Here is a 24,453-nt window from a genome sequence, read left to right as displayed (position 1 = left end):
AGGCGCTCTTCGGAGCGCCATTTTTTTATTCGCGTTTCAGCCGCTTCGAATTACACAGCCAGAGGGTGATCACCAGCAGCAGTATCGCCGCCGAGTAGATCAGCACGTCGAGCGGGGATTTATGATCGACGATGATCAGCCGCACTATCGCAGTGATCCCAATGTAGACAAAATAACGCAGCGGGAAGTGAAATCCGGACTGAAAGTACTTCACAATCAGGGCAATAAATTCAAAGTAGAGAAAGTAGACCACCAGGCCTTCCACCAGCGCATATTTGCTGGTTTGTTCAGGGGCGAACAGTACATCCGCAAGATGCACCGTCTCTTTACCCAAAAAGACGACCAGTATCAGGCCAAGGCTCAACAGACCGAGGTTCAGCACGGTCTGGAGGATAGTTGAGATGAACTCAACGCGCGGGCGAGTCAGGGATGTCATACAGCACCTCATTCTCCAGGGCGAGGTTCCTGTATAACGCAAAAATGTGACGGGGATCTATATTTTTTAATTATGTTTTATGTAGGAAGAAACCGATGGAGCGTAAACAAACCGGGGTTCGCAACGTGACCTGTGGCGACAATGTGATCGTATATGAACCTGCTAACCTTTACGACTGTGTTCTGGGCAACGGCGTATTCGTCGGCCCGTTTGTTGAAATCCAGGGCAATACGCGCATCGGTGACGACTGCAAAATCCAGTCGCACACCTTCATCTGCGAGTATGTCACTATTGGTCAGCGTTGCTTTGTTGGCCATGGCGTGATGTTTGCCAACGATATGTTTCGGGAGGGGAAACCGAACGCTGACCGTGAGAGCTGGGGCCATATTACCGTGGGGAATGATGTTTCGATAGGCAGTGGAGCGACCATTCTGGCGGTATCCATCTGCGACGGTGCGGTGATTGGAGCAGGGAGCGTGGTAACAAAATCGATCGTCGAGAAAGGTGTCTATGCCGGTAACCCGGCGAGGCTACTACGCCGCTTGTGATTCGCCCGGTGGCGCTGCGCTTACCGGGCCTACAAAATAGCAGGCCAGGCAAACGCGGTGCCGCCCGGCGTGAAGCATCAGCGGAAGTTAATGTTCTTATCGCTCGTCATATCATAAAGCTGGAACTTACGTCCAAGCTGCTGACCCCCGTCACGCGTCAGCGGCGTCCAGCCAATCGCCGCGCGGCTGCGGGTTGGGCCTGACGAGAACAGATCCAGCGGAATCGACACGTAGACCCCTTTAGTGAAGTCCCCTTCCCCGTATTCGTCCGGCGAGACGTTGGTGATGGTGGCGTAGCCGCCCACCACGACGCCGCTGTCGAAGTGTTTAGAGATATCGAGCGTGCCGCCCTTATCGCCCGCCAGGTACTGACCGACGCTGGCTTTCACCAGCACGTCAGGTGCGAACGACGGCGTCCAGTAGGCGGTCAGATGGCCCGTTTTGACGCTGTAGTCGGTGAACTTCATCATGTCCTGCGCGCTGCGCCAGTCACGCTGCTTGACGTAGTTGGCATCCACCCCGAACGCCCAGTTGCTGTCGACAGGACGATAAAGCACTTCCGCCCCCGCGCCGCCGTACATGGTTTCCAGATACCCGCCGTACACCTGGCCGTAGAAGCCGTTGCCGAAGTACTGGAAGTAGTTGGCCTGCAGGTTGTTCACGTAAGCATCGTTCTGCACATACTCACGCACGCGGGTACGCACGCGCGGCAGCGTCGAGTCTTTTGGCGGGTTGGTGTAGTTGAATTTGTCGTAGTTGTTGGCGATGTTGCCGAACAGGCTGCCGGTGGTCAGCAGGTGGTCGGTGAGCCACAGATCCGCCGTCGCCATGACGCCCAGCTGATACATGTAGAAGTTTTCCGGCCCGCCGACGGACTGGTTCAGCACCGGATCGATATGGAAATCGAAGCGCGATTTGTCGATATACCAGCCCTGCTCGGTGGTTTCCGGCACGATCGGCTCTACGCGTTTTTGCACCAGCTCGGTCTCATGCCCGAGCGGCTCGCCTTCCAGATGGCGCTTGAGGCTGGCAACGTCCGTTTCGGTTGTGACCTGCGGCAGGTTGAGGCGGTTTTCCGTCACGCGGATCGTTCGGATCCCCTCCGGCAGATCGTTCATCACGATCCGGTTGGCGCGTTCGATCCCTTCCCGTGAGTCGCGGTATTTTACCTGCTCGCCGGTGACGTAAAGCGTGTCGCCCTTGGTCTGAATCTTCGGATCCGCCAGGCCGGCATTGTATTTCAGCAGCGTCAGCTGGTTTGCCACCACGGAGTGCTGCAGAATCGCATCCTGCGGCTCCGGCTGGTAAGCAGGGCGCGCGTTATCATTGTAGTGCGGCCGCATGTCGTTAAAGTTGGTGCGCAGCGTGAAGCCAAACATCACCGTATTGCCGCGCTCGTAGCTGAGGTTAACGTTGGCCCAGTCGGTGACGCGATAAATGGCGCCGACGTTAAACTTGCTCTTCTGCTCAATCTTCCCGGCGAAGTCCTGCGAGTAGTCATTCCCTTCATACTCCAGCTTCAGGCGTAATGGCTGCCAGGGCGTTTGATACTCTACGCCGCCAAACAGCGACGCCGGACCGTGGAACATCTGGTCTCCGTTAATGGAGCCCGCTTTCTTATAGCTGTTATCGCGATAGCAGTATTTGTCGCTGTAGGAGCAAAACGGGTTTTTCACGTTACCGCTGGTGCCGAGATAGCCCCATCCCAGGCCGAGCGAGAAGTCGAACGGTCCCCAGGCTTTGCTGGCCACGATGTATTCCGCATCAAACAGACCGGTACCACCGATATCTTTGGCGCCCACGGACACCTGCGGCATCCAGTAGCTCTCTTCCCACAGGCGCAGCTTGACGTCGAAGGCTTTATCTTTGTAAGTCTGATCGCCGGAGAACGCCTCTACGCTGCTGTATTGTTTCGTACGCACGTCGGTATAGCGCAGCGTGGTTTCAAGCCACGGGAACATCTGTACCGAGGCGGAGTAGTAGCGATACTGGTCGTTATCACGGTAGTTAAGGCTAATTTCCCCTTCGCGCGCCATACGCGCGGTGGGCGTTTGCAGTAAACCGACGCCGCCGAAGTCTGACTGAGACGGGCCAATGGGTGCCGGATACGTTTCTGCATGGCAGGCGGCACTCACGCAGAGCGCCAGCATGCTGTAGAGATAGGTTTTTTTCATTATTCCGGTATCCGCTGAATCAGGGAGTGAAGGATATCGGCGTTAAGCCCGTCATACGCCTTCGTCCAGAAATGGTCGGCAAAACCGACAAAAATGATGCTGCCTGGCATAGGTTCGATATGCCGTTTATTCCAGTAAGCGACGGGGGCTTTCTGCGTGTGCCCGTCAGGGTAAACCACCCAGGCGTAGCTTTTATCGGCACCGCTCAGCAGGCTCTGCTCGTCGAGGTAGCTCGCCACGTCACGACCGGGCGTAAAGGGCTTTTTACCCGGGCTGCTGATTAGCCCCATTACGGTCACCGTCGTCGGCTTCTCCGGCAGCCAGAGCGTATACTCCCCTTCAAGCGTGGGATTACCCTTTTCCGTAACGCGCACTTCGTCGGGATCAAGGTTCACGTTCTGACGGCCCGTCACCTTCAGCGTCTGCAGCTGCTGACGAACGCTATTAATCGCCGCCGCGTCGTCGCCATCTTCCTGTTCCGCTAACCCCGTCAGCCTGGCAAGGAGCGCCTTGTGCTGTTGTTCCGCTTCAGCGGTCTTCTGACGTTCAGCGATCACTGCCCCCGGCCACCAGCTGTTGGCGAGCCTTGGCTGTCCGACGAGATCGAGCAGATGCTCGGCGTGAGTTAAGGTTTTGGGTTTTTCACTGTCCGGCGTGTAGACCTTCACAGTCCCTGCGGACCATGCCAGCGGCGCGGCGAGGCTGGCGAGAAGCGCAACGTGGATGAGCGTTTTCATGATTTCGCCGCCTTGATCAGGGTGGTTTTCACCGGGAAGAATACGGCACCGAGATACTGCAGGGACTGGCGGATCTGCCCTTCCTCGTCGATCCAGAAGCGGTTGTGCCAGGTGGCCTGGTCGGTGGTGACTTCTTCATCCAGCACGCGGACACGGGTTTCGTCGCTGCCGACTTTCACGCTGTCCGTGCCGTCCCAGCGGAAGGTCGAGCGTGCCGTGGCGTAACGCACCTGCTTATGTTCGGTCCAGCCCATCGTGCGCGTCCAGCTTGCGCCGTCGGCGATCTGGTTCGGCTTGATTAGCGGGTCGTCGGCGATATTATTCACCTCCAGCAGGTTATCGCCGCCCAACAGGGTTTTCACGATACGGCCATGCTGCGTCACGATGGTGGCCTGATCCTGCGTCACCCATTTCTGCTGCCCGTTTTCATCGAAAGCGAGCACCACAAACAGCTGCGGGCCATCGTTTAGCTGCATGTACTGACTGGCATAGGGCATGTTTTGAAGTTCGTCATCGGTCAGATGCACGCCCGGTGTACCGAACATGCTTTCCCACAGTGAGTTTCCCAGCCCTTTGGTGGTGGCCGAGCACGCCTGCAGCAGCAGGCAAATCAGAATGATTGCAGGTCGCTTCACGACTCTTCTCCGAAGGGGCGAAATAACCACACCGAAGTGTGGTTATGATTAAAACACCCGCTATTACTGGGTGCTGGTTGTCGTGGTGGTCGTGGTTCCGGTATTGGAGCCATCACCGCCACCGGTTGCCGCCAGCGCGACACCCACGGCTGAACTTACGGTGCTGGCGCTGGCTGCGGTAGAACTACCCGCAGACGCAGACGTCGCAGCCGAACCTGCCGCTTCCCCGACCTGAACCGGAGCTGCATAGACAGATGTCGCCGCAAGCGCAGATATGGCAAAAATGCCATACAGTACTTTCTTCATAACAATTTCCCTTCAATGAATGAATGGAGATTTGCCCGAAAAGAATTTCAGGCGGAATCGAGTATACACAACTAGTGCCGTGGGTTTGCCGTAAGGGGAAATAGGGATGGGGTTTTCGGACTAATGGTTAAAATGGAAATGAAAGACAAATAGCATTAATATATAAATTATTAAAATCAATAAGTTATAATATAAAGATGTTAATGGATTACTGCGTATTTTCTTAAAATAAACCGCAGGAATTAACGGGTTAAGCGTCTTTTTCGGATTAAACTCAGATTCAGAATTTGAGTTAACTAACAGACATCAGGAATTATCCGATAAAAAAATGCCGGCATTAAGCCGACACGTTTTCATGACGTTTTAATTACCCACGCCATGCTTTATAACGGTTGATCAAACCATTTGTCGAGCTGTCATGGCTGGCAATCGCTTTATCGTCACCCAGCTCTGGCAGAATACGGTTTGCCAGCTGTTTGCCCAGCTCAACGCCCCACTGGTCAAAGGTGAAGATGTTCAGGATGGCGCCCTGCGTGAAGATCTTGTGCTCGTACAGGGCAATCAGCGCGCCCAGGCTGAACGGCGTGATTTCGCGCAGCAGGATGGAGTTGGTTGGGCGGTTGCCTTCGAACACTTTGAACGGCACAACGTGGTCCAGGGTTGCCGGATCTTCACCCTGGTCACGGTATTCCTGTTCAACCACTTCGCGAGATTTACCGAACGCCAGCGCTTCGGTCTGCGCAAAGAAGTTCGACAGCAGCTTCGGATGGTGGTCGGACAGCGGGTTATGGGTGATAGCCGGGGCGATGAAATCGCACGGTACCATTTTGGTGCCCTGGTGGATCAGCTGGTAGAAGGCATGCTGGCCGTTGGTGCCCGGCTCGCCCCAGATGATTGGGCCAGTCTGGTAATCCACCGCGTTGCCGTTACGGTCAACGTATTTACCGTTGGATTCCATGTTGCCCTGCTGGAAGTAGGCTGCGAAGCGGTGCATGTACTGGTCATACGGCAGGATCGCTTCGGTTTCAGCGCCGAAGAAGTTGTTGTACCAGATACCGATCAGCGCCAGCAGCACCGGCAGGTTTTTCTCTGGTGCGGTAGTGGAGAAGTGTTTATCCATCGCGTGCGCGCCGGAGAGCAGCTCAACGAAGTTGTCGAAGCCCACGGACAGGATGATGGACAGACCGATCGCAGACCACAGGGAGTAGCGGCCGCCGACCCAGTCCCAGAACTCGAACATATTCGCGGTATCAATGCCGAACTCGCTGACCGCTTTACCGTTGGTAGACAGCGCCGCGAAGTGTTTCGCCACGTGCTTGTTGTCGCCCGCGGTTTTCAGGAACCAGTCGCGCGCGCTGTGGGCGTTGGTCATGGTTTCCTGAGTGGTGAAGGTTTTGGACGCAACCAGGAACAGGGTGGTTTCCGGGTTCACGTTCTTCAGCACTTCGGCGATGTGGGTGCCATCGACGTTAGACACAAAGTGCATATTGAGGTGGTTTTTATACGGGCGCAGCGCTTCGGTCACCATGAACGGGCCGAGGTCAGAACCGCCGATACCGATGTTCACCACGTCGGTGATCGCTTTGCCGGTGTAGCCTTTCCAGCTACCGGAGATGATCGCTTCGGAGAAGGCTTTCATCTTTTCCAGCACCGCGTTCACTTCCGGCATGACGTCTTTGCCGTCAACGATGATTGGGGTATTGCTACGGTTACGCAGGGCCACGTGCAGCACTGCACGGTCTTCGGTGCGGTTGATCTTCTCGCCGGAGAACATGGATTTGATGGCATCCGCCAGCTCGGTTTCTTTCGCCAGATCCTGCAGCTTTGCCAGCGTCTCTTCGGTAATGCGGTTTTTAGAGAAATCCACCAGCATCAGGTCGTCGAAGGTCGCGGAGAACTTGTTGAAACGATCGGCATCCTTCGCGAACAGATCCGCGATGGTGACGTCTTTCATTTCATCAAAATGTTTCTGGAGTGCCTGCCAGGCAGCGGTCTGCGTTGGGTTGATGTTTTTCATTAGCAATACTCTTCTGATTTGAGAATTGTGACTGCGGTCGATTGTAGCGCCTGCAAATAAAAATTGTGATGGTTTTTATGCCATTGCCCTGGCCTGCATCAAACACAGGTGAAAAGACCCGAAAAGTATAGCTGCTGACGGAGCCTCCTGGGGCGGCGAAATGTCGGTCAAAAAGCCCTAAAACGGAGCATAAAATCTGGCGCTGTTATAAGTCCTGTTTCTCAGGGGTACCCCCCCATAAAAAATCCGCATAATCCCAGCATTGACAGGACCTCCCCCGCATTTTATTTATAGGGCCGTATTTTGCGCCTGCACCTGTTTTCGTTTCACTCTTGTGCCAAGGTCGCTTATTCATTCCCTGACACGAGGTTGTTATGACGAGTTTTGTGGTCGCCAAATTTGGCGGCACCAGTGTGGCTGATTACGATGCCATGAACCGCAGCGCCGATGTGGTGCTGGCCGATCCGAATACCCGCCTGGTGGTGCTCTCAGCATCCGCCGGCGTGACGAACCTGCTGGTTTCTCTGTCTGAAGGACTGGAAGCGACAGAACGTTTCGTGAAGCTGGATGCACTGCGCAAAATTCAGTTCGACATTCTTGAGCGTCTGCAGAACCCGAACGTCATCCGCGAGGAAGTGGAGCGTCTGCTGGAAAATATTACCACTCTGGCAGAAGCGGCTTCTCTGGCCACCTCCACCGCCCTGACCGACGAACTGGTCAGCCACGGCGAGCTGATGTCCACCCTGCTGTTTGTCGAAATCATGCGCGAGCGTAACGTTCAGGCGCAGTGGTTTGACGTGCGTAAAGTGATGCGTACCAGCGATCGCTTTGGTCGTGCCGAGCCGGACGTTGAGGCGCTGGCGGAGCTGACCAATCAGCAGCTGGCACCACGCCTGGCAGACGGTATCGTGATCACCCAGGGCTTTATCGGCAGTGAAGCGAAAGGCCGCACCACCACGCTTGGCCGCGGCGGCAGCGACTACACCGCCGCGCTGCTGGGCGAAGCCCTGCATGCAACGCGCGTGGATATCTGGACGGACGTTCCGGGCATTTACACCACCGACCCGCGCGTCGTTTCCGCGGCTAAACGTATTGATGTGATCGCCTTTGAAGAAGCGGCGGAAATGGCCACCTTCGGCGCGAAAGTGCTGCACCCGGCAACGCTGCTGCCGGCAGTGCGCAGCGATATTCCGGTCTTCGTGGGTTCCAGTAAAGATCCGAAAGCGGGCGGGACGCTGGTCTGCAAGAAAACGGAAAACCCACCGCTGTTCCGCGCCCTGGCCCTGCGCCGTCGTCAGACGCTGGTGACGCTCCACAGCCACAATATGCTGCATTCCCGCGGTTTCCTGGCGGAAGTGTTTGGCATTCTGGCGCGCCATAATATCTCAGTCGATCTGATCACCACCTCTGAAGTGAGCATTGCGCTAACGCTGGACACCACCGGCTCGACCTCCACCGGCGACACGCTGCTGACGCAGTCGCTGCTGATTGAGCTGTCTGAGCTGTGCCGCGTGGAAGTGGAAGAAGACCTGGCGCTGGTTGCCATCATCGGCAACAAGCTGTCGCGCGCCTGCGGCGTGGGTAAAGAGGTGTTCGGCGTGCTCGACCCGTTCAGCATCCGCATGATCTGCTACGGCGCATCCAGCTATAACCTCTGCTTCCTGGTGCCTGCCGATCAGGCCGAGCAGGTCGTGCAGAAACTTCATCAGAATTTGTTTGAATAAAATTCGTTAGCACGATAAACAATACCTATAAGCCGGGCACAGACCCGGCTTTTTCATAACTAAACAACACGACAATACTGCAAGGAATCCACTATGTTATCCGCCGTTACGCGGCTGTTCCCGTTATGGGCGCTGCTGCTCTCCGTACTCGCGTATTACACCCCCGCCACGTTCACGGGCATTGGTCCGTGGGTCGCCACGCTGCTGATGCTGATCATGTTCGGTATGGGCGTGCATCTGAAAATTGACGACTTTAAACGCGTGCTGTCTCGCCCTGCGCCCGTCGCAGCAGGGATCTTCCTGCACTACCTGGTGATGCCGCTTGCGGCGTGGCTGCTGGCGATGGCCTTTAAGATGCCGCCCGATCTCTCGGCCGGGATGGTGCTGGTGGGCAGCGTGGCCAGCGGCACGGCGTCCAACGTCATGATCTACCTGGCGAAAGGCGACGTGGCGCTCTCCGTCACGATCTCGTCCGTTTCGACGCTGGTGGGCGTCGTTGCCACACCGCTGTTAACCCGCCTGTACGTGGACGCGCATATTCAGGTGGACGTGATGGGCATGCTGCTCAGCATTCTGCAGATTGTGGTGATCCCGATTGCGCTGGGGCTGGTCATTCACCATCTTTTCCCGCGCGTGGTGAAGGCCGTTGAGCCGTACCTGCCCGCGTTTTCGATGGTCTGCATTCTGGCGATCATCAGCGCCGTGGTGGCGGGTTCCGCATCGCACATTGCCTCCGTGGGCTTTGTGGTGATCATCGCCGTGGTGCTGCATAACACGATTGGCCTGCTGGGCGGCTACTGGGGTGGGAAGCTGTTCGGTTTTGACGAATCTACCTGCCGCACGCTGGCAATCGAGGTAGGCATGCAGAACTCCGGCCTAGCGGCGGCGCTCGGTAAAATCTACTTCTCCCCGCTGGCGGCCCTGCCTGGCGCGCTGTTCTCCGTCTGGCATAACCTCTCCGGCTCGCTACTGGCGGGATACTGGTCCGGCAAACCGATTGATGAACAAACGAAAAAAGATGCGGTGAAGCAGGGTTAATTTGCGCGGCTTGCTTTACACTGAAGCCTCTCTATCAGGAGGCTTCAGCAATGGCTACACCACGTTTGACCCAGAAAGACATGACGGAAGCCGAGCAGCGCGAACTGAAAACGCTTCTCGACCGCGCCCGTATCGCACATGGCCGCACGCTGACGAACGCCGAAACCAATCAGGTGAAAAAAGAGTACATCGATAAGCTGATGGCGCAGCGTGACGCCGCGGCGAAAAAAGCCCGCAAGCTGAAAAAAGAGCAGGCTTATAAACCCGATGCAGAGGCGACATTTTCCTGGTCGGCCACAACGTCTACACGTGGAAGGCGCTAATCAGCGCCCTTTCTTTTTGCGTCCCGGCTGGGTAAAGCGTTTTCCATTACCCGGCTTGCCTCGCCCCTTATCTTCCGCCTGCGGCGCCTTCACCACCGGGCGCTTAATCGCCTGGGTTTTCGGTTTTGCTTTGGCCTTCGGCTTCGCTTCGGACGAGGAATTCTCGATAAGCTTGAAGAGTTCAATCAGCTCGTCATCCGTTAAATCGCGCCACTCGCCCAGCGGGATGCCTGACAGGCTGACGTTCATGATGCGCGTGCGTTCCAGCTTCGTCACTTCATAACCGAAGTGCTCGCACATACGGCGGATCTGGCGGTTCAGGCCCTGAACCAGCGTAATGCGGAACGCGAACGGCGCTTCTTTCTTCACCTTACACTTTTTCGTGACGGTGCCGAGGATCGGCACGCCGGCGCCCATGCCGCGAATAAATTCGTCCGTGACCGGCTTGTTCACCGTCACAATGTACTCTTTCTCGTGGTCGTTACCGGCACGCAGGATCTTGTTGACCAGATCGCCGTGGTTGGTGAGGAAAATCAGCCCCTGTGAGTCTTTATCCAGACGGCCAATCGGGAAGATACGGCTGCTGTGGTTCACGAAATCAACGATGTTGTCCCGCTCACCGTCTTCCGTGGTGCTGACAATCCCAACCGGTTTGTTCAACGCGATAAACACCAGGTCTTCAGCATCACGCGGTTCGATGACCTGACCATTCACTTTAACTACATCGCCAGGCACCACCTGGTCGCCGATGGTGGCGCGTTTGCCGTTAAGAAACACGTTACCTTGTTCAATGTAACGGTCAGCCTCGCGACGTGAGCAGATCCCGCTCTCGCTAATGTATTTGTTTAATCGGGTTGATTGAGTTGGCAGCATAGTTTCTCCTGTGAAGGGCGAAATATACCTTACCTTGCGGCTGACAAAAAAGTGTTAGTAGCCGTTGATCAAAAAATCGAGTGCATCCCGCAATGAAGCCCGGTTTTGCGTAAGATCGGCAACACGCTCACCTAACTCTTTTGGCGATATGCCAGCCATCATGTGCATCATGACCACGCAGGGCTTACCCGCTATCTCAACGACAGGGCACACTTTCGCAGGCGGCTGAATGCCTCCCAGGTTGCTAAGCTCAACTGCTGGTGCGACCAGGACATGCTTCATCACATTGGCCACGGGATGCTGCATATTGATTAGCCAGGGATAGGCAGTTTTCCCCTTACCTTCATTCTCATAAGCAAAATATTGCTCCATCAGAACGATCTCTGAGAATCACTAAAGGAGCCGTTTTCATCAACCCACTGGTTAATGGCCTCGATAGAAGCTTTATTTTCTGCTAACCACTCTGCGCGCTGATGCGCCCGAAACTGCTCTTGCAGCGCAGCCGTGAGTACAGCAGAGAGATTAAGTTTAAGCCGACGCGCCTCTTCAAGGATTTCTGGTGCTAACGACACATTGACTGATTTTTTGATGCCATGAGTAGCGCGCATGAGAACTCCCATCGGAATGCGCATGAATTGGCGAAGTGTAGCGTAATAAACGAGCATTTTCTATTCCCTTCAAAATGTAAGGTCTGAAGAGTAAATGGCGCTTTATAAGGTGTCACGCCCCGCAAAACGGTTTTGCGAGGCGCTTCCGGAGATTAATACTCATCCCGCTCGTCGTCTTCATCCGGCTGTTCCATCACGCTGTACGCCACCGCGCAGAACAACGAGTTGAGACGCTTCATATCCCCCAGTAGCCCCAGATGCAGGGAGCTGGTCTCGATACTCTGCACGTTCTGCTGGTGCAGACGCTCAACGTGGGCATGCGAGTAGCGGCGGTTCAGAATACGGAAACGATGCTTGTTGCGACGCAGACGGCGCGCGCTCGGCACGTCGCTGGAGAAGAAGACCAGCATCGCCAGCTTGAGGTTGCTGACCAGCTGTTCGTGCAGCGCTTCCAGCTCCTTCAGGCCTTCACCTGAAAACGCACGACGCGCGGCAAGGGATTTGTCGGCGATCTCGCTGCCCATACGCTCCACGATATCCGAGGCCTGCTCAAGGTTAAGCGACATCTCGATAATTTCCGCCCAGCGGCGGGACTCCTCCTCCGCCAGCTCGTCCTGCGGCATACGCGCCAGGTAAAGCTTAATGGCGGTATAGAGCACGTTGATATCGTCCGCCAGTCTGCGCAGTTCTTTCTCTTCACGCGGCTCGCCGTGCATCACCTTTTGCAGGCCTTCGAGCATGGTTTCCATTGCGTCGCCCATGCGCAGCGTCTCGCGCGCGGCGTTCGCCAGGGCCAGCGCCGGGGTATCCAGCGCGGAGGTATCCAGGTGCTTCGGCTTCAGGCGCGCATCCAGCTCCGGTTCGTCCTGAATGAGGCGTTCGCAGAAGCGGGCCATCGGCGCGGCAAACGGCACCATCGCCAGGCAGCGCACCAGGTTGTAGAACACGTGGAAATAGATCACCAGCTCCGCCTTCGGCAGCGGTAGGTTGTCCATCAGGTTCGCCAGCGGGTGAACGAACGGCAGAATAATCAGGCTGCCCACCAGCTTAAACAGCAGGCTGCCGAGGGCCACGCGGCGGGCTGCGGCGTTGGCCGCGCTGTTATTGAGCATCGCCAGCAGGCCGGAGCCGAGGTTGGCCCCGATCACCAGACACAGCGCCACCGGGAAGGAGATCGCCCCTGTGGCGGTTAAGGTCGCCGTCAGAAGAACCGCCGCCAGGCTGGAGTAGCTGACGATGGCAAACACCGCGCCAATCAGCGCGTCAAGCATGATGTCCCCGGTCAGGGAGGCGAAGATGACCTGCACGCCGTTGGCCTCGGTGATTGGCGTGACCGCCTGCACAATCAGCTCCAGCGCCAGCAGGATCAGCCCCAGGCCTATCCCTACGCGCCCGAGCTGTCCGGCGCGCGTCTGCTTGCGGCCGAGGAAGAAGATAACGCCGATAAAAATCAGCAGCGGCGACAGCCAGGAGAGATCGAAGGTCAGGATACGAGCCATCAGCGCGGTACCTACATCCGCCCCCAGCACAATCACCAGCGCCGGGGCCAGCGCCACCAGATCCTGCGCCACAAAGGAGGTGACAAGCAGGGTCGTGGCGTTACTGCTCTGAACCAGCGCCGTTACGCCAATGCCCGCGCAGAAGGCGAGCGGCTTCTTCTCAACGCTGCTGCTGAGAACGGTACGTAAGCGCGCGCCAAATACGCGCATCACGCCGGTACGGACGATATGGGTGCCCCATACGAGCAGTGCGACTGCAGAGAGCAGGTGTAACAACGTCAGCACGGAAGTTTTTCCTCCTTATCGTTATGTGTTTTCCTGAGGTTTGTTGCGCATTGTCTTGCCGGATGGCGGCTACGCCTTATCCGGCCTACGCGCAGGTCCGGTAAGCGCAGCGCCACCGGGCAAAAGATAAGAACCTTCTTCCAGTATAAGGGTTTAAACGTAAGAAAGAGACAGGGCGCCCAATGAGCGCCCTGTTTGTTGTAAGGAAAAGTGATTTTAGTCGGCGTCGTAGCCGAGATTTGGCGCCAGCCAGCGCTCCACTTCAGACACGCTCATCCCTTTGCGCAGGGCGTAATCTTCAATCTGATCCCGCTGCAGTTGCGCCACGGCAAAGTACTTGCTGTCCGGATGGCTGAAGTACCAGCCTGAGACGGACGCGCCTGGCCACATGGCGAACGACTCGGTGAGCTTCATGCCGGTATGGGCTTCCACATCCAGCAGTTTCCAGATAGTGCCTTTTTCGGTGTGCTCCGGACAGGCCGGATAGCCCGGCGCCGGGCGAATCCCCTGGTAGTTTTCGCGGATCAGATCCTCATTGCTGAGGTTCTCATTCGCCGCGTAGCCCCAGTGCACCTTACGTACGCGCTCGTGCAGGTACTCGGCAAAGGCTTCCGCCAGGCGGTCGGCAATCGCTTTCACCATGATTTTATTGTAATCATCGTGCTGCGCTTCGAACGCGTCCGCCAGCGCATCTTCTTCGAGACCGCCGGTTACCGCAAAGGCGCCGATATAGTCGGCTTTACCACTCAGCTTCGGCGCGACGAAATCGGCCAGGCAGTAGTTGGCAAAGCCCACTTTCTCCGTTTGCTGGCGCAGATGCCGGCTGACCGCCAGCACGTGGGTGCGGGTTTCATCGCGATAAATTTCGATGTCGTCGCCCACGCGGTTCGCCGGGAACAGGCCCACCACGCCGCGCGGGTTGAGGGTTTTCTCTGCGCTCAGCGTGTCGAGCATGTCGTTGGCATCTTTAAACAGGCGCTTCGCCTCCTCGCCGACCACCTCATCTTCCAGGATGCGCGGATATTTGCCCGCCAGCGACCAGGTCATAAAGAACGGCGTCCAGTCAATGTAGTTGCGCAGCGTCTCGATGCTGGCCGTCACGTCCTGCACGCCCAGACGATGTGCCACCGGTGGCGTATAGCTGGACCAGTCGAAGGCCAGATCGTTGTCGCGCGCCGCCTGAAGCGAAACAGGCGGGGTGCGCGGCTTCTTACGGCCGTGCTGGATGCGAACGGTTTCGTACTCTTTGCGGGTGCGCGCCACAAAATCGTCGCGCTGGGTGTCGGAGAGCAGCGCGGAGACCACGCCCACGGTGCGCGAGGCGTTCTGCACGTACACCGTCGGGCCACTGTAGTTCTGCTCGATTTTCACCGCCGTGTGCGCTTTTGAGGTGGTCGCCCCGCCAATCAATAGCGGAATGGTGAAGCCCTGTCGCTCCATCTCTTTTGCCACGTTGACCATTTCGTCGAGCGACGGCGTAATCAGGCCGGAGAGGCCAATCAGGTCGGCGTTCACTTCGCGCGCGGTCTTGAGGATTTTGTCCGCCGGGACCATCACGCCGAGGTCGATAATTTCGTAGTTATTACACTGCAGCACTACGCCGACGATGTTCTTGCCGATGTCGTGCACGTCGCCCTTCACGGTGGCGATAACCATCTTGCCGTTGCTGGAACCTTTCTCTTTGCTGGCTTCGATGTAGGGCTCAAGATACGCTACCGCCTGCTTCATCACGCGGGCGGATTTCACCACCTGCGGCAGGAACATTTTGCCCTCACCGAACAGATCGCCGACCACGTTCATGCCGTCCATCAGCGGGCCTTCGATCACCTCAATCGGGCGGTCTGCCTGCTGGCGCGCCTCTTCGGTATCAAGCTCGATAAATTCGGTGATGCCTTTGACCAGCGAGTATTCCAGACGCTTTTTCACGTCCCAGGAACGCCACTCGGCCTGCTGAACGTTTGCCGTCTCATCCGATTTGCTGCCGCGGTATTTCTCCGCCAGGTCCAGCATGCGCTCGGTGGCGTCGTCGCGGCGGTTAAGGATCACGTCCTCTACGGCGTCGCGCAGCTCGGCAGGGAGATCGTCGTAAATCGCCAGCTGGCCGGCGTTAACGATCCCCATGTCCATGCCGTTGCGGATGGCGTAGTAGAGGAACACGGCGTGGATCGCTTCGCGCACCGGGTCGTTACCGCGGAACGAGAACGACACGTTCGACACGCCGCCGGAGATCAGCGCGTGCGGCAGCTCGCGCTTGATGTCTTCACATGCCCCGATAAAGTCCTGGGCATAGTTGTTGTGCTCTTCAATCCCGGTCGCGACGGCGAAAATGTTCGGGTCAAAGATAATGTCTTCCGGCGGGAAGCCCACCTCTTCGGTCAAAATCTTGTACGCGCGGCGGCAAATCTCAATTTTACGCTCGCGGGTATCCGCCTGGCCCACTTCGTCAAAGGCCATCACCACCACGGCGGCACCGTAGCGGCGGACCATCTTCGCGTGGTGGATAAAGATATCAACGCCCTCTTTCATCGAGATAGAGTTGACGATGCCTTTACCCTGAATGCACTTCAGCCCTTTTTCGATCACTTCCCATTTGGACGAGTCAATCATGATCGGCACGCGGGCGATGTCCGGCTCACCGGCGATCAGGTTGAGGAAACGCACCATCGCCGCTTCGGCGTCGAGCATCCCCTCGTCCATGTTGATATCGATAATCTGCGCGCCGCTTTCCACCTGCTGGCGGGCAACGTCCAGCGCTTCGCTGTATTTCTCTTCTTTGATCAGGCGCTTGAACTTTGCAGAACCTGTGACGTTAGTACGCTCACCCACGTTCACAAACAGGCTGTCGTCGCCGATGGTCAACGGCTCAAGGCCGGACAGACGACAGGCAACCGGAAGCTCGGGCAGCTTGCGCGGCGGCAGTCCGGCGACGGCGTTGCTCATGGCCGCGATGTGCTCCGGCGTGGTGCCGCAGCAGCCACCGACGATGTTCAGGAAGCCAGACTCGGCCCACTCGCGGATTTGCGCCGCCATGGTGTCGGCATCGAGATCGTATTCACCGAACGCGTTCGGCAGACCGGCGTTCGGGTGGGCGGTGACGTAGCATTCCGCGATACGGGAAAGCTCCTGCACGTACTGGCGCAGCTCATCAGGCCCCAGCGCGCAGTTCAGGCCAAAGGAGAGCGCTTCGGCGTGGCGCAGAGAGTTATAAAACGCTTCGGTTGTCTGACCGGACAGGGTACGGCCGGAGGCGTCGGTGATGGTGCCGGAAATCATGATCGGCAGGTCAACGCCCAGCGCCTCAAACTCCTCTTTCACCGCGTAAATCGCGGCTTTGGCGTTGAGGGTGTCGAATACGGTTTCAATCAGGATCAGATCGGAACCGCCTTCCACCAGCGCTTTGGTCGATTCACGGTAGGCCGCGACCAGCTGATCGAAGGTGATATTACGAAACGCCGGGTCGTTGACGTCCGGTGAAATCGACGCGGTTCGGTTCGTCGGGCCAAGCACCCCGGCAACGTAGCGAGGCTTGTCCGGCGTGCGTGCCGTCCACTCGTCGGCGCAGGCGCGCGCCAGCTTCGCGGCTTCCAGGTTGATTTCCGCCGACAGGGATTCCATCTGGTAATCCGCCATGGCGATGGTTGTCGAGTTAAAGGTGTTGGTCTCAACGATATCCGCACCCGCTTCGAAGTAGGCGTTGTGGATATCCTTAATAACTGACGGCTTGCTGAGCACCAGCAGATCGTTGTTCCCTTTTAGGTCGCAGGGCCAGTCGGCAAAGCGCTCGCCGCGGAAATCGTCTTCACTCAGACGATACCCCTGGATCATGGTGCCCATGCCGCCGTCCAGCACCAGAATTCGTTCATTTAACTGCGCACGCAGTTGCTCTACTTTGCTGCTCACACTTGCTCCCGACAACGCTCAACAAGGCCAAAAGGCTGCGTTCCATACTGGCACAATCTCGCAGGGTGGAAAAGCCGCACAGCGGTAACATGAGACATGTTCACCATCACTCCTCCGATCAGTCAGGATAACGGTTGCAAATTCACCAAATAAAACGAAAATGATTTCCACGATACAGAAAAAGGAGATCGTCATGGTCGCGACCGTTCCCGCTAAACGCGGCAGAAAACCTGCTGCCACCGCCGCCGCCGCACAACAGGGCGGACAGGTTCAATCGCTCACGCGCGGTTTGAAGCTGCTGGAGTGGATAGCCGAGTCGCACGGCAGCGTGGCCCTGACGGAGCTGGCCCAGCAGGCTGGCCTGCCGAACTCCACGACGCATCGCCTGCTGACCACCATGCAGCAGCTGGGCTTTGTCCGCCAGGTCGGCGAGCTGGGGCACTGGGCGGTGGGCGCGCATGCGTTTATCGTCGGCAGCAGCTTCCTGCAGAGCCGCAACCTGCTGGCGATTGTGCACCCGATTCTGCGCAAGCTGATGGAGGAGTCCGGCGAGACGGTCAACCTCGCGGTGCTGGACCAAAGCGACCATCAGGCGATTATTATCGACCAGGTGCAGTGCACGCAGCTGATGCGTATGTCCGCGCCGATTGGCGGCAAGCTGCCGATGCATGCCTCCGGGGCGGGGAAAGCGTTTCTCTCGCAGCTGAGCGAAGAGCAGGTGACGGGGCTGCTGCACCGTAAAGGGCTGCACGCCTACACCCACGCCACGCTGGTGTCGCCCGTGCATCTGAAAGAAGATCTGGCCCTGACCCGCAAGCGTGGCTATTCGTTTGATGATGAAGAACATGCCCTGGGCCTGCGCTGCCTCGCGGCCTGCATTTTTGACGAGCACCGCGAGCCGTTTGCCGCTATCTCCATCTCCGGGCCGATTTCGCGGATGACCGACGACCGCGTGACCGAGCTGGGTGCGCTGGTGATTAAGGCGGCGAAAGAGGTAACGCTGGCGTATGGTGGGATTCGCTAAGTTGGGTTCCGGCGAACATTCGAACCGTAGGCCCGGTAAGCGCAGCGCCACCGGGCGATGGGGTTACACTGTGGCCTGATGCCCTCACCCCGGCCCTCTCCCACAGGGAGAGGGAGAAAACATGATGCCCTCACCCTGCGAGAGAGGGTGCAAACATGATGTCCTCATCCTGCGAGAGAAGGTGCAAACCTAATGCAAAACCTCTGCTTGCGGCGGTAAGCGTACACATCTTCGACATGCCCGTTTTTGATCCGCGTTTGCAGCCCGCGCCAGTAGCTGGCGCGGAACAGATCCTCATGCATTTCTTCGAATAGCGGCCCGATGCGCGGGTCGGCGCACAGCCAGTGGCGAAACTCCTCCGGAAACACATCGCCCGGCGAGACGCTGTACCACGGCTCACCTGAAAGCTCATCTTCCGGGTAGCGGGGCTGTGGTATATCGCGGAAATTCACTTCGGTCATGTAGCAAATTTCGTCGTAATCGTAAAACACCACCCGCCCGTGACGGGTGACGCCGAAGTTTTTAAACAGCATGTCGCCCGGAAAAATATTGGCGGCGGCAAGCTGGCGAATCGCGTTGCCGTATTCTTCAATGGCATCCCGCAGCGCCTGGCCTTCGGACTGCTCAAGCCAGATATTCAGCGGCACCATGCGGCGCTCAATGTAGAGATGGCTAATCACGATTTTGTCACCCAGATCGGTGATTTTCGCAGGTGCTTCCTGCATTAACAGCGTCATGAGCGCTGGGTCAATCTGCTGTTTATCCAGCACAAAGTTTTCGAATTCCTGAGTATCCGCCATGCGCCCGACGCGATCGTGCTCTTTGACCAGCTGATAGCAGGCGCGAACGTGCGCGGCGGTCATCTCTTTCTGCGGCGCGAATCTGTCTTTAATCACCTTAAAGACCCGGTCGAAACCCGGCAGCGTAAAGACCAGCATCACCATGCCGCGAATGCCTGGCGCTTCGATAAACTGCTCATCGGCCGTGGTGACATAGCGCAGGTACTCCCGGTAACTTTCCGTTTTGGCGTGCTTCTGGCAGCCAATGGCCATATACAGCTCGGCGGTGGTTTTGCCCGGCAGGATCTCTCGCAGCCACTCCACCAGCGCGGCAGGCAGCGGGGCGTACACCATGAAATAGGAGCGGGCGAAGCCAAACACGATGCTGGCCTCGGCGCCGGTGGTCAGGCAGGTATCGACAAACAGTTCCCCGTCGTCGGTACGGTGAATGGGCAGCAGAAAAGGCACAATGGCGGTCGGCGTAACCAGTTTGCCGACCAGCCAGGCGGCTTTATTGCGGTAGAAAAGCTCGTTGGCCACCTGCAAATGGCTATGGCTAAGCACCTCCGCGCCGAAGGTTTCGTTGAGATGCGCGTGGATATAACCGATATCCCGGGCTTTATTCTCCCAGGGCAGGCGCAGCGGCAGATCCGTTAGCACGCGGTGCAGGAGCTTTTCCCATCCGCGATCGGGAAAGAAATCTTTCGCCAGCGGACGGGGAATGGTTCGAAAGCGTCGCTCGGGCTGGGAGCTGAAGATAAATAACCGCTCAGGAGATAGTGAGCGGTGGTCAAATAACCGGCAATAGACGGAGTTGAAAAAGCTCTCCGCAATCTCGAAGCGCGGGTAATCGGGTAACAGATGGGTGTAGTGCTCCTTCACGCGCAGTAAAAATTCCGCGTCCGGGCTTTTACCGTCGGTAATACAGCGCAGCTGCTCCACCACCAGACCCACGTGGTGGTCATAGAGATGGATACGCTGCTTCATGGCCTGCTGAACCGCATGCCAGTCTGCATGTTCGAAGCGCTGCTGCGCGCCGGATGTCACTTCAAGAAAACGACCATACTGGGCATCGAAGCCCTGCAAAATAGTTTGGGCAATCAGCAATTCCAGGCCACGCGACATATATTCCCCCTCACCCCAACCCTCTCCCCGAGAGGGGAGAGGGGGAAAAGTTTAGAACTGTGCTTCTTCCGTTGAACCCGTTAAGGCAGTGACGGAGGAGGTGCCGCCCTGAATAATCGTGGTCACATTGTCAAAGTAGCCGGTCCCCACCTCCTGCTGGTGAGACACGAAGGTGTAACCGTCTTTGCCCGCCGCAAACTCCGGCTGCTGCACCTTCTCAACGTAGTGCTTCATGCCCTCACCCTGCGCATAGGCGTGCGCCAGGTCGAACATGTTGAACCACATGCTGTGGATACCGGCCAGGGTAATGAACTGGTATTTGTAGCCCATGTCGGACAGCTGCTGCTGGAAGCTGGCGATGGTTTTGTCATCCAGCTTTTTCTGCCAGTTGAAGGACGGCGAGCAGTTGTAGGCCAGCAGCTTGCCCGGGTATTTCGCGTGGATGGCGTCGGCAAAGCGTTTTGCCAGCGCCAGATCCGGCGTGGAGGTTTCACACCAGACCAGGTCCGCGTAAGGCGCATACGCCAGGCCGCGGCTGATCGCCTGTTCAATGCCGGCATGGGTGCGGTAGAAGCCTTCGCTGGTACGTTCGCCGGTGATGAATTCGCTGTCGTACGGGTCGCAGTCAGAGGTGATCAGGTCCGCCGCGTCCGCATCGGTACGGGCAATCACCAGCGTCGGCACGCCGAGCACGTCAGCAGCCAGACGCGCGGCAACCAGCTTCTGTACGGCTTCCTGTGTAGGAACCAGCACCTTACCGCCCATGTGTCCGCATTTCTTCACTGATGCCAGCTGATCTTCGAAGTGAACGGCCGCTGCACCGGCCTCAATCATCGATTTCATCAGCTCGAAGGCGTTCAGCACGCCGCCGAAGCCTGCTTCCGCATCCGCGACGATCGGCAGAAAGTAGTCAGTAAAGCGCGGATCGCCAGGTTCGATACCGGCAGCCCACTGGATCTGATCCGCACGGCGGAAGGTGTTGTTGATCCGATCCACCACCGACGGCACGGAGTTAGCCGGATAGAGCGACTGATCCGGGTACATGCTGGACGCCAGGTTGGCATCCGCCGCGACCTGCCAGCCGGAAAGATAGATAGCTTCAATACCGGCCTTCGCCTGCTGCAGCGCTTGACCGCCGGTCAGCGCGCCGAGGCTGTTGATGTAGCCCTTTTTAGAGCCACCGTGCAGCAGCTTCCACATTTTCGCCGCACCGTTCTGTGCCAGCGTGCATTCCGGATTGACCGAGCCGCGTAATTTCACCACTTCCTCCGCGCTGTAAGGACGGCGGATGCCTTCCCAGCGAGGTTGTGTCCACTCTTTCTTTAACTCTTCGATTTGTTGGGTACGGGTTTTCATGTGCAGATGCTCCATATTGTTATGTGGTGAGTTACGCCAGGAAGCGGTAGCCCGGCAGGGTCAGGAAGTCGATTAAGTCATCTGATGTGGTGATTTGCTCCATCAGGCGCGCAGCGTCGTCAAAACGTCCGCTGCTGAAGCGGTGTTCGCCCAGCTCGTCCTGGATCACCCGCATCTCTTCGGCCAGCATCTGGCGGAACAGAGATTTGGTCACCGGCTTGCCGTTGCTGAGTGTTTTTTGATGGTGGATCCACTGCCAGATGGAGGTACGTGAGATCTCCGCCGTCGCGGCATCTTCCATCAGGCCGTAGATAGGTACACAGCCGTTGCCGGAGATCCACGCTTCGATGTACTGGACCGCGACGCGGATATTGGCACGCATGCCCTCTTCCGTACGCTCGCCCGCGCACGGTGCCAGCAGCTGTTCTTCAGCCGTTGGGGCATCGTCTTCACGCGTGACGAACAGCTGATTTTTATTGTCGCCGAGAACGCGGTTGAAGACCTCCATCGCCGTATCGGCCAGGCCGGGATGGGCAATCCACGTGCCGTCGTGACCGTTACGGGCTTCAAGCTCTTTATCGGCTTTCACCTTGTTGAGCACCTGATTGTTCCGCTCTGCGTCTTTGCTCGGGATAAAAGCCGCCATGCCGCCCATCGCAAAGGCGCCGCGCTTGTGGCAGGTTTTGATCAGCAGACGCGAGTAGGCGCTCAGGAACGGTTTATCCATGGTCACAACCTGGCGATCCGGCAGTACGCGATCGGGATAGTTTTTCAGGGTTTTGATGTAGCTGAAAATATAGTCCCAGCGTCCGCAGTTCAGGCCGACAATATGGTCGCGCAGGGCGTGCAGAATTTCATTCATCTGGAACACGGCAGGCAGCGTTTCAATCAGCAGGGTGGCCTTGATGGTACCGCGCGGCAGGTTGAAACGATCTTCCGCGTAGCTGAACACTTCGCTCCACCAGGCCGCTTCTTGCCAGGCCTGCGTTTTTGGCAGATAGAAATAAGGGCCGCTGCCTTTTGCCAGCAGATTCTTGTAGTTATGGAAGAAATAAAGCGCGAAATCAAACAGGCTGCCCGGAATGGCTTCCCCACGCCAGGTGACATGTTTTTCAGGCAGGTGCAGGCCGCGTACGCGACAGATCAGCACCGCCGGGTTCGGTTTGAGCTGGTAAATTTTGCCGGCTTCGTTGGTATAGCTGATGGTGCCGTTCACGGCGTCGCGCAGGTTGATCTGCCCCTCGATGACCTTACGCCAGTCCGGCGCCAGAGAGTCTTCAAAATCGGCCATGAAGACTTTAACGTTGGCGTTCATGGCGTTGATCACCATTTTGCGCTCTACCGGACCGGTGATCTCAACGCGACGATCCTGTAAATCTTCAGGGATGCCGCGGATTTTCCACTCACCGCGACGAATGGAAGCGGTTTCCGAAATGAAGCCAGGCAACTTGCCATCGTCAATTTCCTGCTGCTGATGAATGCGTGCCGCCAGCAGCTTATTACGCTGCGGCGTAAAGCGAGTCACCAGTTCAGTCAGAAATTCTACCGCTTCCGCCGTCAAAACCTGCTGTTCTTGCTCGCCATACGGCTGGGTAAAGGCCAGTTCATCGACCGTCGTTGCCTGTTGAGTCATTACTCTGCTCCTCATCAAAGATCCAAAATCACGCCCCCGATGCGAACGAAAGATCGTTGGGTAGTTTTCGCTCAGCAGAATTAAGACTATCTACATTTTTTCTAAAATCAAAAACAATTTCCATTTTAATGTAAATGTGAAATTAATTATCTGATTTTATTGGAATTAAAGTTTTATTGAATGGTGAGCGACATTTCGAAAATAAAAAAGGCACCCGAAGGTGCCTGATTTGAATAGCTGAAACGCTTTAGGATCGTCTAGTGCAGAAGATTACTCCAGCGTCGGATTCATGTGACGCAGATCGTATGGCGTTATCTGGTAGACGTAATAGTTGAGCCAGTTAGTGAAAAGCAAATTCCCGTGGCTGCGCCAGGTTGCTCTCGGTTTGTTTTGCGGGTCGTCTTTCGGGAAATAGTTGTACGGTACATCCGGATTTAGACCCGCTTCGACATCACGGAAATACTCTGACGCAAGGGTATGCGGATCGTACTCAGGATGCCCGGTCACAAAAGCAATGCGTTTATCCTTGCTGGCAAACAGATAAGCATCTCCATCTTCCGTTTCGGCCAGGATCTCCAGATCGGTGTAATCACGAATCAGCTGGGCAGGGAAATCGGCGTAGCGAGAATGCGGGGCCAGGAAGGAGTCATCGAAACCACGCGTCAGCAAAGCGTGCGGGTGAAGAATGTGATGTTCGTATACGCCGGAGAGCTTTTCAGTACGGGTTTGCTTGGGGATGCCATAAAGAATATTCAGCGCGGCTTGTACCGCCCAACAGACAAACAATGTGGAGGTAACGTGATCTTTTGCCCACTCCAGAACCTGTTTGATCTGCGGCCAGTAAGCGACATCGTTAAATTCCACCAGACCGAGCGGCGCGCCGGTCACGATCAGTCCATCGAAGTTTTCCCCCTGAATATCATCGAAGTTACAGTAGAAGTTGTTCAGATGCTCAGAAGGCGTGTTACGTGACTCACGGGCATCGATTCGCAGCAGCTGAATATCAACCTGCAGAGGGGAGTTCGACAGAAGACGCAGGAACTGGTTTTCTGTTTCGATCTTTTTTGGCATCAGATTGAGAATAAGCACCTTCAGCGGGCGAATTTCCTGACCTGTCGCACGCGAAGCCGTCATGACGAAGACGTTTTCTTCACGCAAGAAATTGACGGCTGGTAGCTCGTCCTGCACCCGAATCGGCATAACTTTATATCCTCACAGCATACGTATAAACGTTTAGACATCCAGACAGCTAACGATATCCAGAAATGGTTTGAATGTCGAGTCCGCAAGCAGAAGGTGAGAAAGTTTCAAGGAGGGGATGGTGCGGTTTGACTGTAAGCGTGCAGTGAGAACCGTATTGACGAAGTGAAGCTGGTCAGGCAGGCAGAGTAACCCGCCACGGGAGCAGAGCACCCACCCGGTTCACAGGCCAG

Annotated in this window: 20 protein-coding genes; 5 read left to right on the top strand and 15 right to left on the bottom strand. The window is 56.8% G+C overall.

Features of this window, described 5'->3' with window-relative positions; translation table 11 throughout:
* Positions 1-25: 25 nt before the first annotated feature.
* Complete coding sequence (psiE, locus tag ACMWLG_RS17050) at positions 26-436, bottom strand: phosphate-starvation-inducible protein PsiE (RefSeq protein ID WP_000202963.1); 411 nt, start codon at positions 434-436, stop codon at positions 26-28.
* Positions 437-531: 95 nt separating this feature from the next.
* Between psiE and ACMWLG_RS17045 the strand changes: the two genes are divergently transcribed.
* Positions 532-984, top strand: a complete 453-nt coding sequence (locus ACMWLG_RS17045; RefSeq protein ID WP_045355214.1) for an acyltransferase — start codon at positions 532-534, stop codon at positions 982-984.
* Between the two features lie 77 nt (positions 985-1,061).
* Here ACMWLG_RS17045 and ACMWLG_RS17040 read toward each other — a convergent pair whose 3' ends face one another.
* From ACMWLG_RS17040 to pgi, 5 genes are all read right to left on the bottom strand, one after another.
* On the bottom strand, positions 1,062-3,158 hold the full coding sequence (locus ACMWLG_RS17040; protein WP_045402559.1) for a YjbH domain-containing protein: 2,097 nt from the start codon (positions 3,156-3,158) through the stop codon (positions 1,062-1,064).
* Positions 3,158-3,895, bottom strand: a complete 738-nt coding sequence (locus tag ACMWLG_RS17035; protein ID WP_045402563.1) for a capsule biosynthesis GfcC D2 domain-containing protein — start codon at positions 3,893-3,895, stop codon at positions 3,158-3,160. Before ACMWLG_RS17035 ends, ACMWLG_RS17040 begins: the two co-directional genes overlap by 1 nt.
* Complete coding sequence (locus ACMWLG_RS17030; protein ID WP_045402567.1) at positions 3,892-4,530, bottom strand: YjbF family lipoprotein; 639 nt, start codon at positions 4,528-4,530, stop codon at positions 3,892-3,894. Before ACMWLG_RS17030 ends, ACMWLG_RS17035 begins: the two co-directional genes overlap by 4 nt.
* A 63-nt stretch (positions 4,531-4,593) precedes the next feature.
* The gene (yjbE, locus tag ACMWLG_RS17025) at positions 4,594-4,836 is read right to left on the bottom strand and encodes an exopolysaccharide production protein YjbE (protein WP_008503423.1); all 243 of its coding nucleotides are present in this window, start codon (positions 4,834-4,836) and stop codon (positions 4,594-4,596) included.
* A gap of 367 nt (positions 4,837-5,203) precedes the next feature.
* Positions 5,204-6,853, bottom strand: a complete 1,650-nt coding sequence (pgi, locus tag ACMWLG_RS17020; protein WP_045402571.1) for a glucose-6-phosphate isomerase — start codon at positions 6,851-6,853, stop codon at positions 5,204-5,206.
* A gap of 374 nt (positions 6,854-7,227) precedes the next feature.
* Here pgi and lysC point away from each other — a divergent pair, with 374 nt between their 5' ends.
* The 3 genes from lysC to ACMWLG_RS17005 all read left to right on the top strand — a co-directional run bounded on the left by lysC (position 7,228) and on the right by ACMWLG_RS17005 (position 9,938).
* Positions 7,228-8,577 carry a lysine-sensitive aspartokinase 3 gene (lysC, locus tag ACMWLG_RS17015; RefSeq protein ID WP_023309996.1) on the top strand — a complete coding sequence of 450 codons (1,350 nt, stop codon included), beginning with the start codon at positions 7,228-7,230 and terminating at the stop codon, positions 8,575-8,577.
* A gap of 93 nt (positions 8,578-8,670) precedes the next feature.
* Complete coding sequence (panS, locus tag ACMWLG_RS17010; RefSeq protein ID WP_029740629.1) at positions 8,671-9,615, top strand: ketopantoate/pantoate/pantothenate transporter PanS; 945 nt, start codon at positions 8,671-8,673, stop codon at positions 9,613-9,615.
* A 50-nt stretch (positions 9,616-9,665) separates the two neighbouring features.
* Positions 9,666-9,938, top strand: a complete 273-nt coding sequence (locus ACMWLG_RS17005; RefSeq protein WP_023309994.1) for a DUF3811 domain-containing protein — start codon at positions 9,666-9,668, stop codon at positions 9,936-9,938.
* On the opposite strand, the gene rluF is transcribed toward ACMWLG_RS17005, so the two are convergent.
* From rluF to metH, 5 genes are all read right to left on the bottom strand, one after another.
* A complete protein-coding gene (gene rluF, locus ACMWLG_RS17000; protein WP_023309993.1) occupies positions 9,939-10,811 on the bottom strand; it encodes a 23S rRNA pseudouridine(2604) synthase RluF in 873 nt (290 codons plus the stop codon). It lies immediately after the preceding gene.
* 54 nt (positions 10,812-10,865) lie between these two features.
* Positions 10,866-11,183 (bottom strand): CcdB family protein, encoded by a 318-nt coding sequence (locus ACMWLG_RS16995; protein ID WP_023309992.1) that lies wholly within the window; start codon positions 11,181-11,183, stop codon positions 10,866-10,868.
* Positions 11,183-11,476: a type II toxin-antitoxin system CcdA family antitoxin gene (locus ACMWLG_RS16990; RefSeq protein ID WP_032662656.1), complete on the bottom strand. Its 294-nt coding sequence runs from the start codon at positions 11,474-11,476 to the stop codon at positions 11,183-11,185. The genes ACMWLG_RS16995 and ACMWLG_RS16990 overlap by 1 nt, the downstream gene beginning before the upstream one ends.
* A 95-nt stretch (positions 11,477-11,571) precedes the next feature.
* Entirely contained in the window at positions 11,572-13,203 is a 1,632-nt protein-coding gene (locus tag ACMWLG_RS16985; RefSeq protein ID WP_023309990.1) for a Na/Pi cotransporter family protein, read from the bottom strand.
* A gap of 216 nt (positions 13,204-13,419) precedes the next feature.
* Positions 13,420-17,103, bottom strand: coding sequence for a methionine synthase (gene metH / locus ACMWLG_RS16980; protein ID WP_045402574.1), 3,684 nt, complete (start codon positions 17,101-17,103; stop codon positions 13,420-13,422).
* A gap of 193 nt (positions 17,104-17,296) precedes the next feature.
* On the opposite strand from metH, the gene iclR reads away from it, so the two are divergent.
* Positions 17,297-18,127, top strand: coding sequence for a glyoxylate bypass operon transcriptional repressor IclR (iclR, locus tag ACMWLG_RS16975; protein WP_023309988.1), 831 nt, complete (start codon positions 17,297-17,299; stop codon positions 18,125-18,127).
* A gap of 164 nt (positions 18,128-18,291) precedes the next feature.
* Here iclR and aceK read toward each other — a convergent pair whose 3' ends face one another.
* The 4 genes from aceK to metA form a co-directional block, all read right to left on the bottom strand.
* Complete coding sequence (aceK, locus tag ACMWLG_RS16970; protein ID WP_045402577.1) at positions 18,292-20,031, bottom strand: bifunctional isocitrate dehydrogenase kinase/phosphatase; 1,740 nt, start codon at positions 20,029-20,031, stop codon at positions 18,292-18,294.
* Positions 20,032-20,082: 51 nt separating this feature from the next.
* On the bottom strand, positions 20,083-21,387 hold the full coding sequence (gene aceA / locus ACMWLG_RS16965) for an isocitrate lyase (RefSeq protein WP_023309986.1): 1,305 nt from the start codon (positions 21,385-21,387) through the stop codon (positions 20,083-20,085).
* A gap of 31 nt (positions 21,388-21,418) precedes the next feature.
* Positions 21,419-23,020, bottom strand: coding sequence for a malate synthase A (gene aceB, locus ACMWLG_RS16960; protein WP_023309985.1), 1,602 nt, complete (start codon positions 23,018-23,020; stop codon positions 21,419-21,421).
* A gap of 270 nt (positions 23,021-23,290) precedes the next feature.
* A complete protein-coding gene (gene metA, locus ACMWLG_RS16955) occupies positions 23,291-24,220 on the bottom strand; it encodes a homoserine O-acetyltransferase MetA (protein ID WP_024906663.1) in 930 nt (309 codons plus the stop codon).
* Positions 24,221-24,453 lie beyond the last annotated feature (233 nt).

This window comes from Enterobacter sp. 01-M-02-SI-ECC, assembly GCF_047530595.1.
GTDB lineage: Bacteria > Pseudomonadota > Gammaproteobacteria > Enterobacterales > Enterobacteriaceae > Enterobacter > Enterobacter cloacae_M.
The sequence above is the reverse complement of the archived record's forward strand: the minus strand, read 5'-3'. Positions and strand labels throughout refer to the sequence as shown.

Coding starts and splice junctions, on each gene's coding strand:
- ACMWLG_RS17005 (WP_023309994.1), top strand. CDS start 9,666: ATGGCTACACCACGTTTGACCCAGAAAGACATGACGGAAGCCGAGCAG.
- ACMWLG_RS16990 (WP_032662656.1), bottom strand. CDS start 11,476: ATGCTCGTTTATTACGCTACACTTCGCCAATTCATGCGCATTCCGATG.
- rluF (WP_023309993.1), bottom strand. CDS start 10,811: ATGCTGCCAACTCAATCAACCCGATTAAACAAATACATTAGCGAGAGC.
- iclR (WP_023309988.1), top strand. CDS start 17,297: ATGGTCGCGACCGTTCCCGCTAAACGCGGCAGAAAACCTGCTGCCACC.
- ACMWLG_RS17045 (WP_045355214.1), top strand. CDS start 532: ATGGAGCGTAAACAAACCGGGGTTCGCAACGTGACCTGTGGCGACAAT.
- aceB (WP_023309985.1), bottom strand. CDS start 23,020: ATGACTCAACAGGCAACGACGGTCGATGAACTGGCCTTTACCCAGCCG.
- ACMWLG_RS17040 (WP_045402559.1), bottom strand. CDS start 3,158: ATGAAAAAAACCTATCTCTACAGCATGCTGGCGCTCTGCGTGAGTGCC.
- ACMWLG_RS17035 (WP_045402563.1), bottom strand. CDS start 3,895: ATGAAAACGCTCATCCACGTTGCGCTTCTCGCCAGCCTCGCCGCGCCG.
- ACMWLG_RS16995 (WP_023309992.1), bottom strand. CDS start 11,183: ATGGAGCAATATTTTGCTTATGAGAATGAAGGTAAGGGGAAAACTGCC.
- panS (WP_029740629.1), top strand. CDS start 8,671: ATGTTATCCGCCGTTACGCGGCTGTTCCCGTTATGGGCGCTGCTGCTC.
- psiE (WP_000202963.1), bottom strand. CDS start 436: ATGACATCCCTGACTCGCCCGCGCGTTGAGTTCATCTCAACTATCCTC.
- yjbE (WP_008503423.1), bottom strand. CDS start 4,836: ATGAAGAAAGTACTGTATGGCATTTTTGCCATATCTGCGCTTGCGGCG.
- lysC (WP_023309996.1), top strand. CDS start 7,228: ATGACGAGTTTTGTGGTCGCCAAATTTGGCGGCACCAGTGTGGCTGAT.
- metA (WP_024906663.1), bottom strand. CDS start 24,220: ATGCCGATTCGGGTGCAGGACGAGCTACCAGCCGTCAATTTCTTGCGT.
- aceK (WP_045402577.1), bottom strand. CDS start 20,031: ATGTCGCGTGGCCTGGAATTGCTGATTGCCCAAACTATTTTGCAGGGC.
- aceA (WP_023309986.1), bottom strand. CDS start 21,387: ATGAAAACCCGTACCCAACAAATCGAAGAGTTAAAGAAAGAGTGGACA.
- pgi (WP_045402571.1), bottom strand. CDS start 6,853: ATGAAAAACATCAACCCAACGCAGACCGCTGCCTGGCAGGCACTCCAG.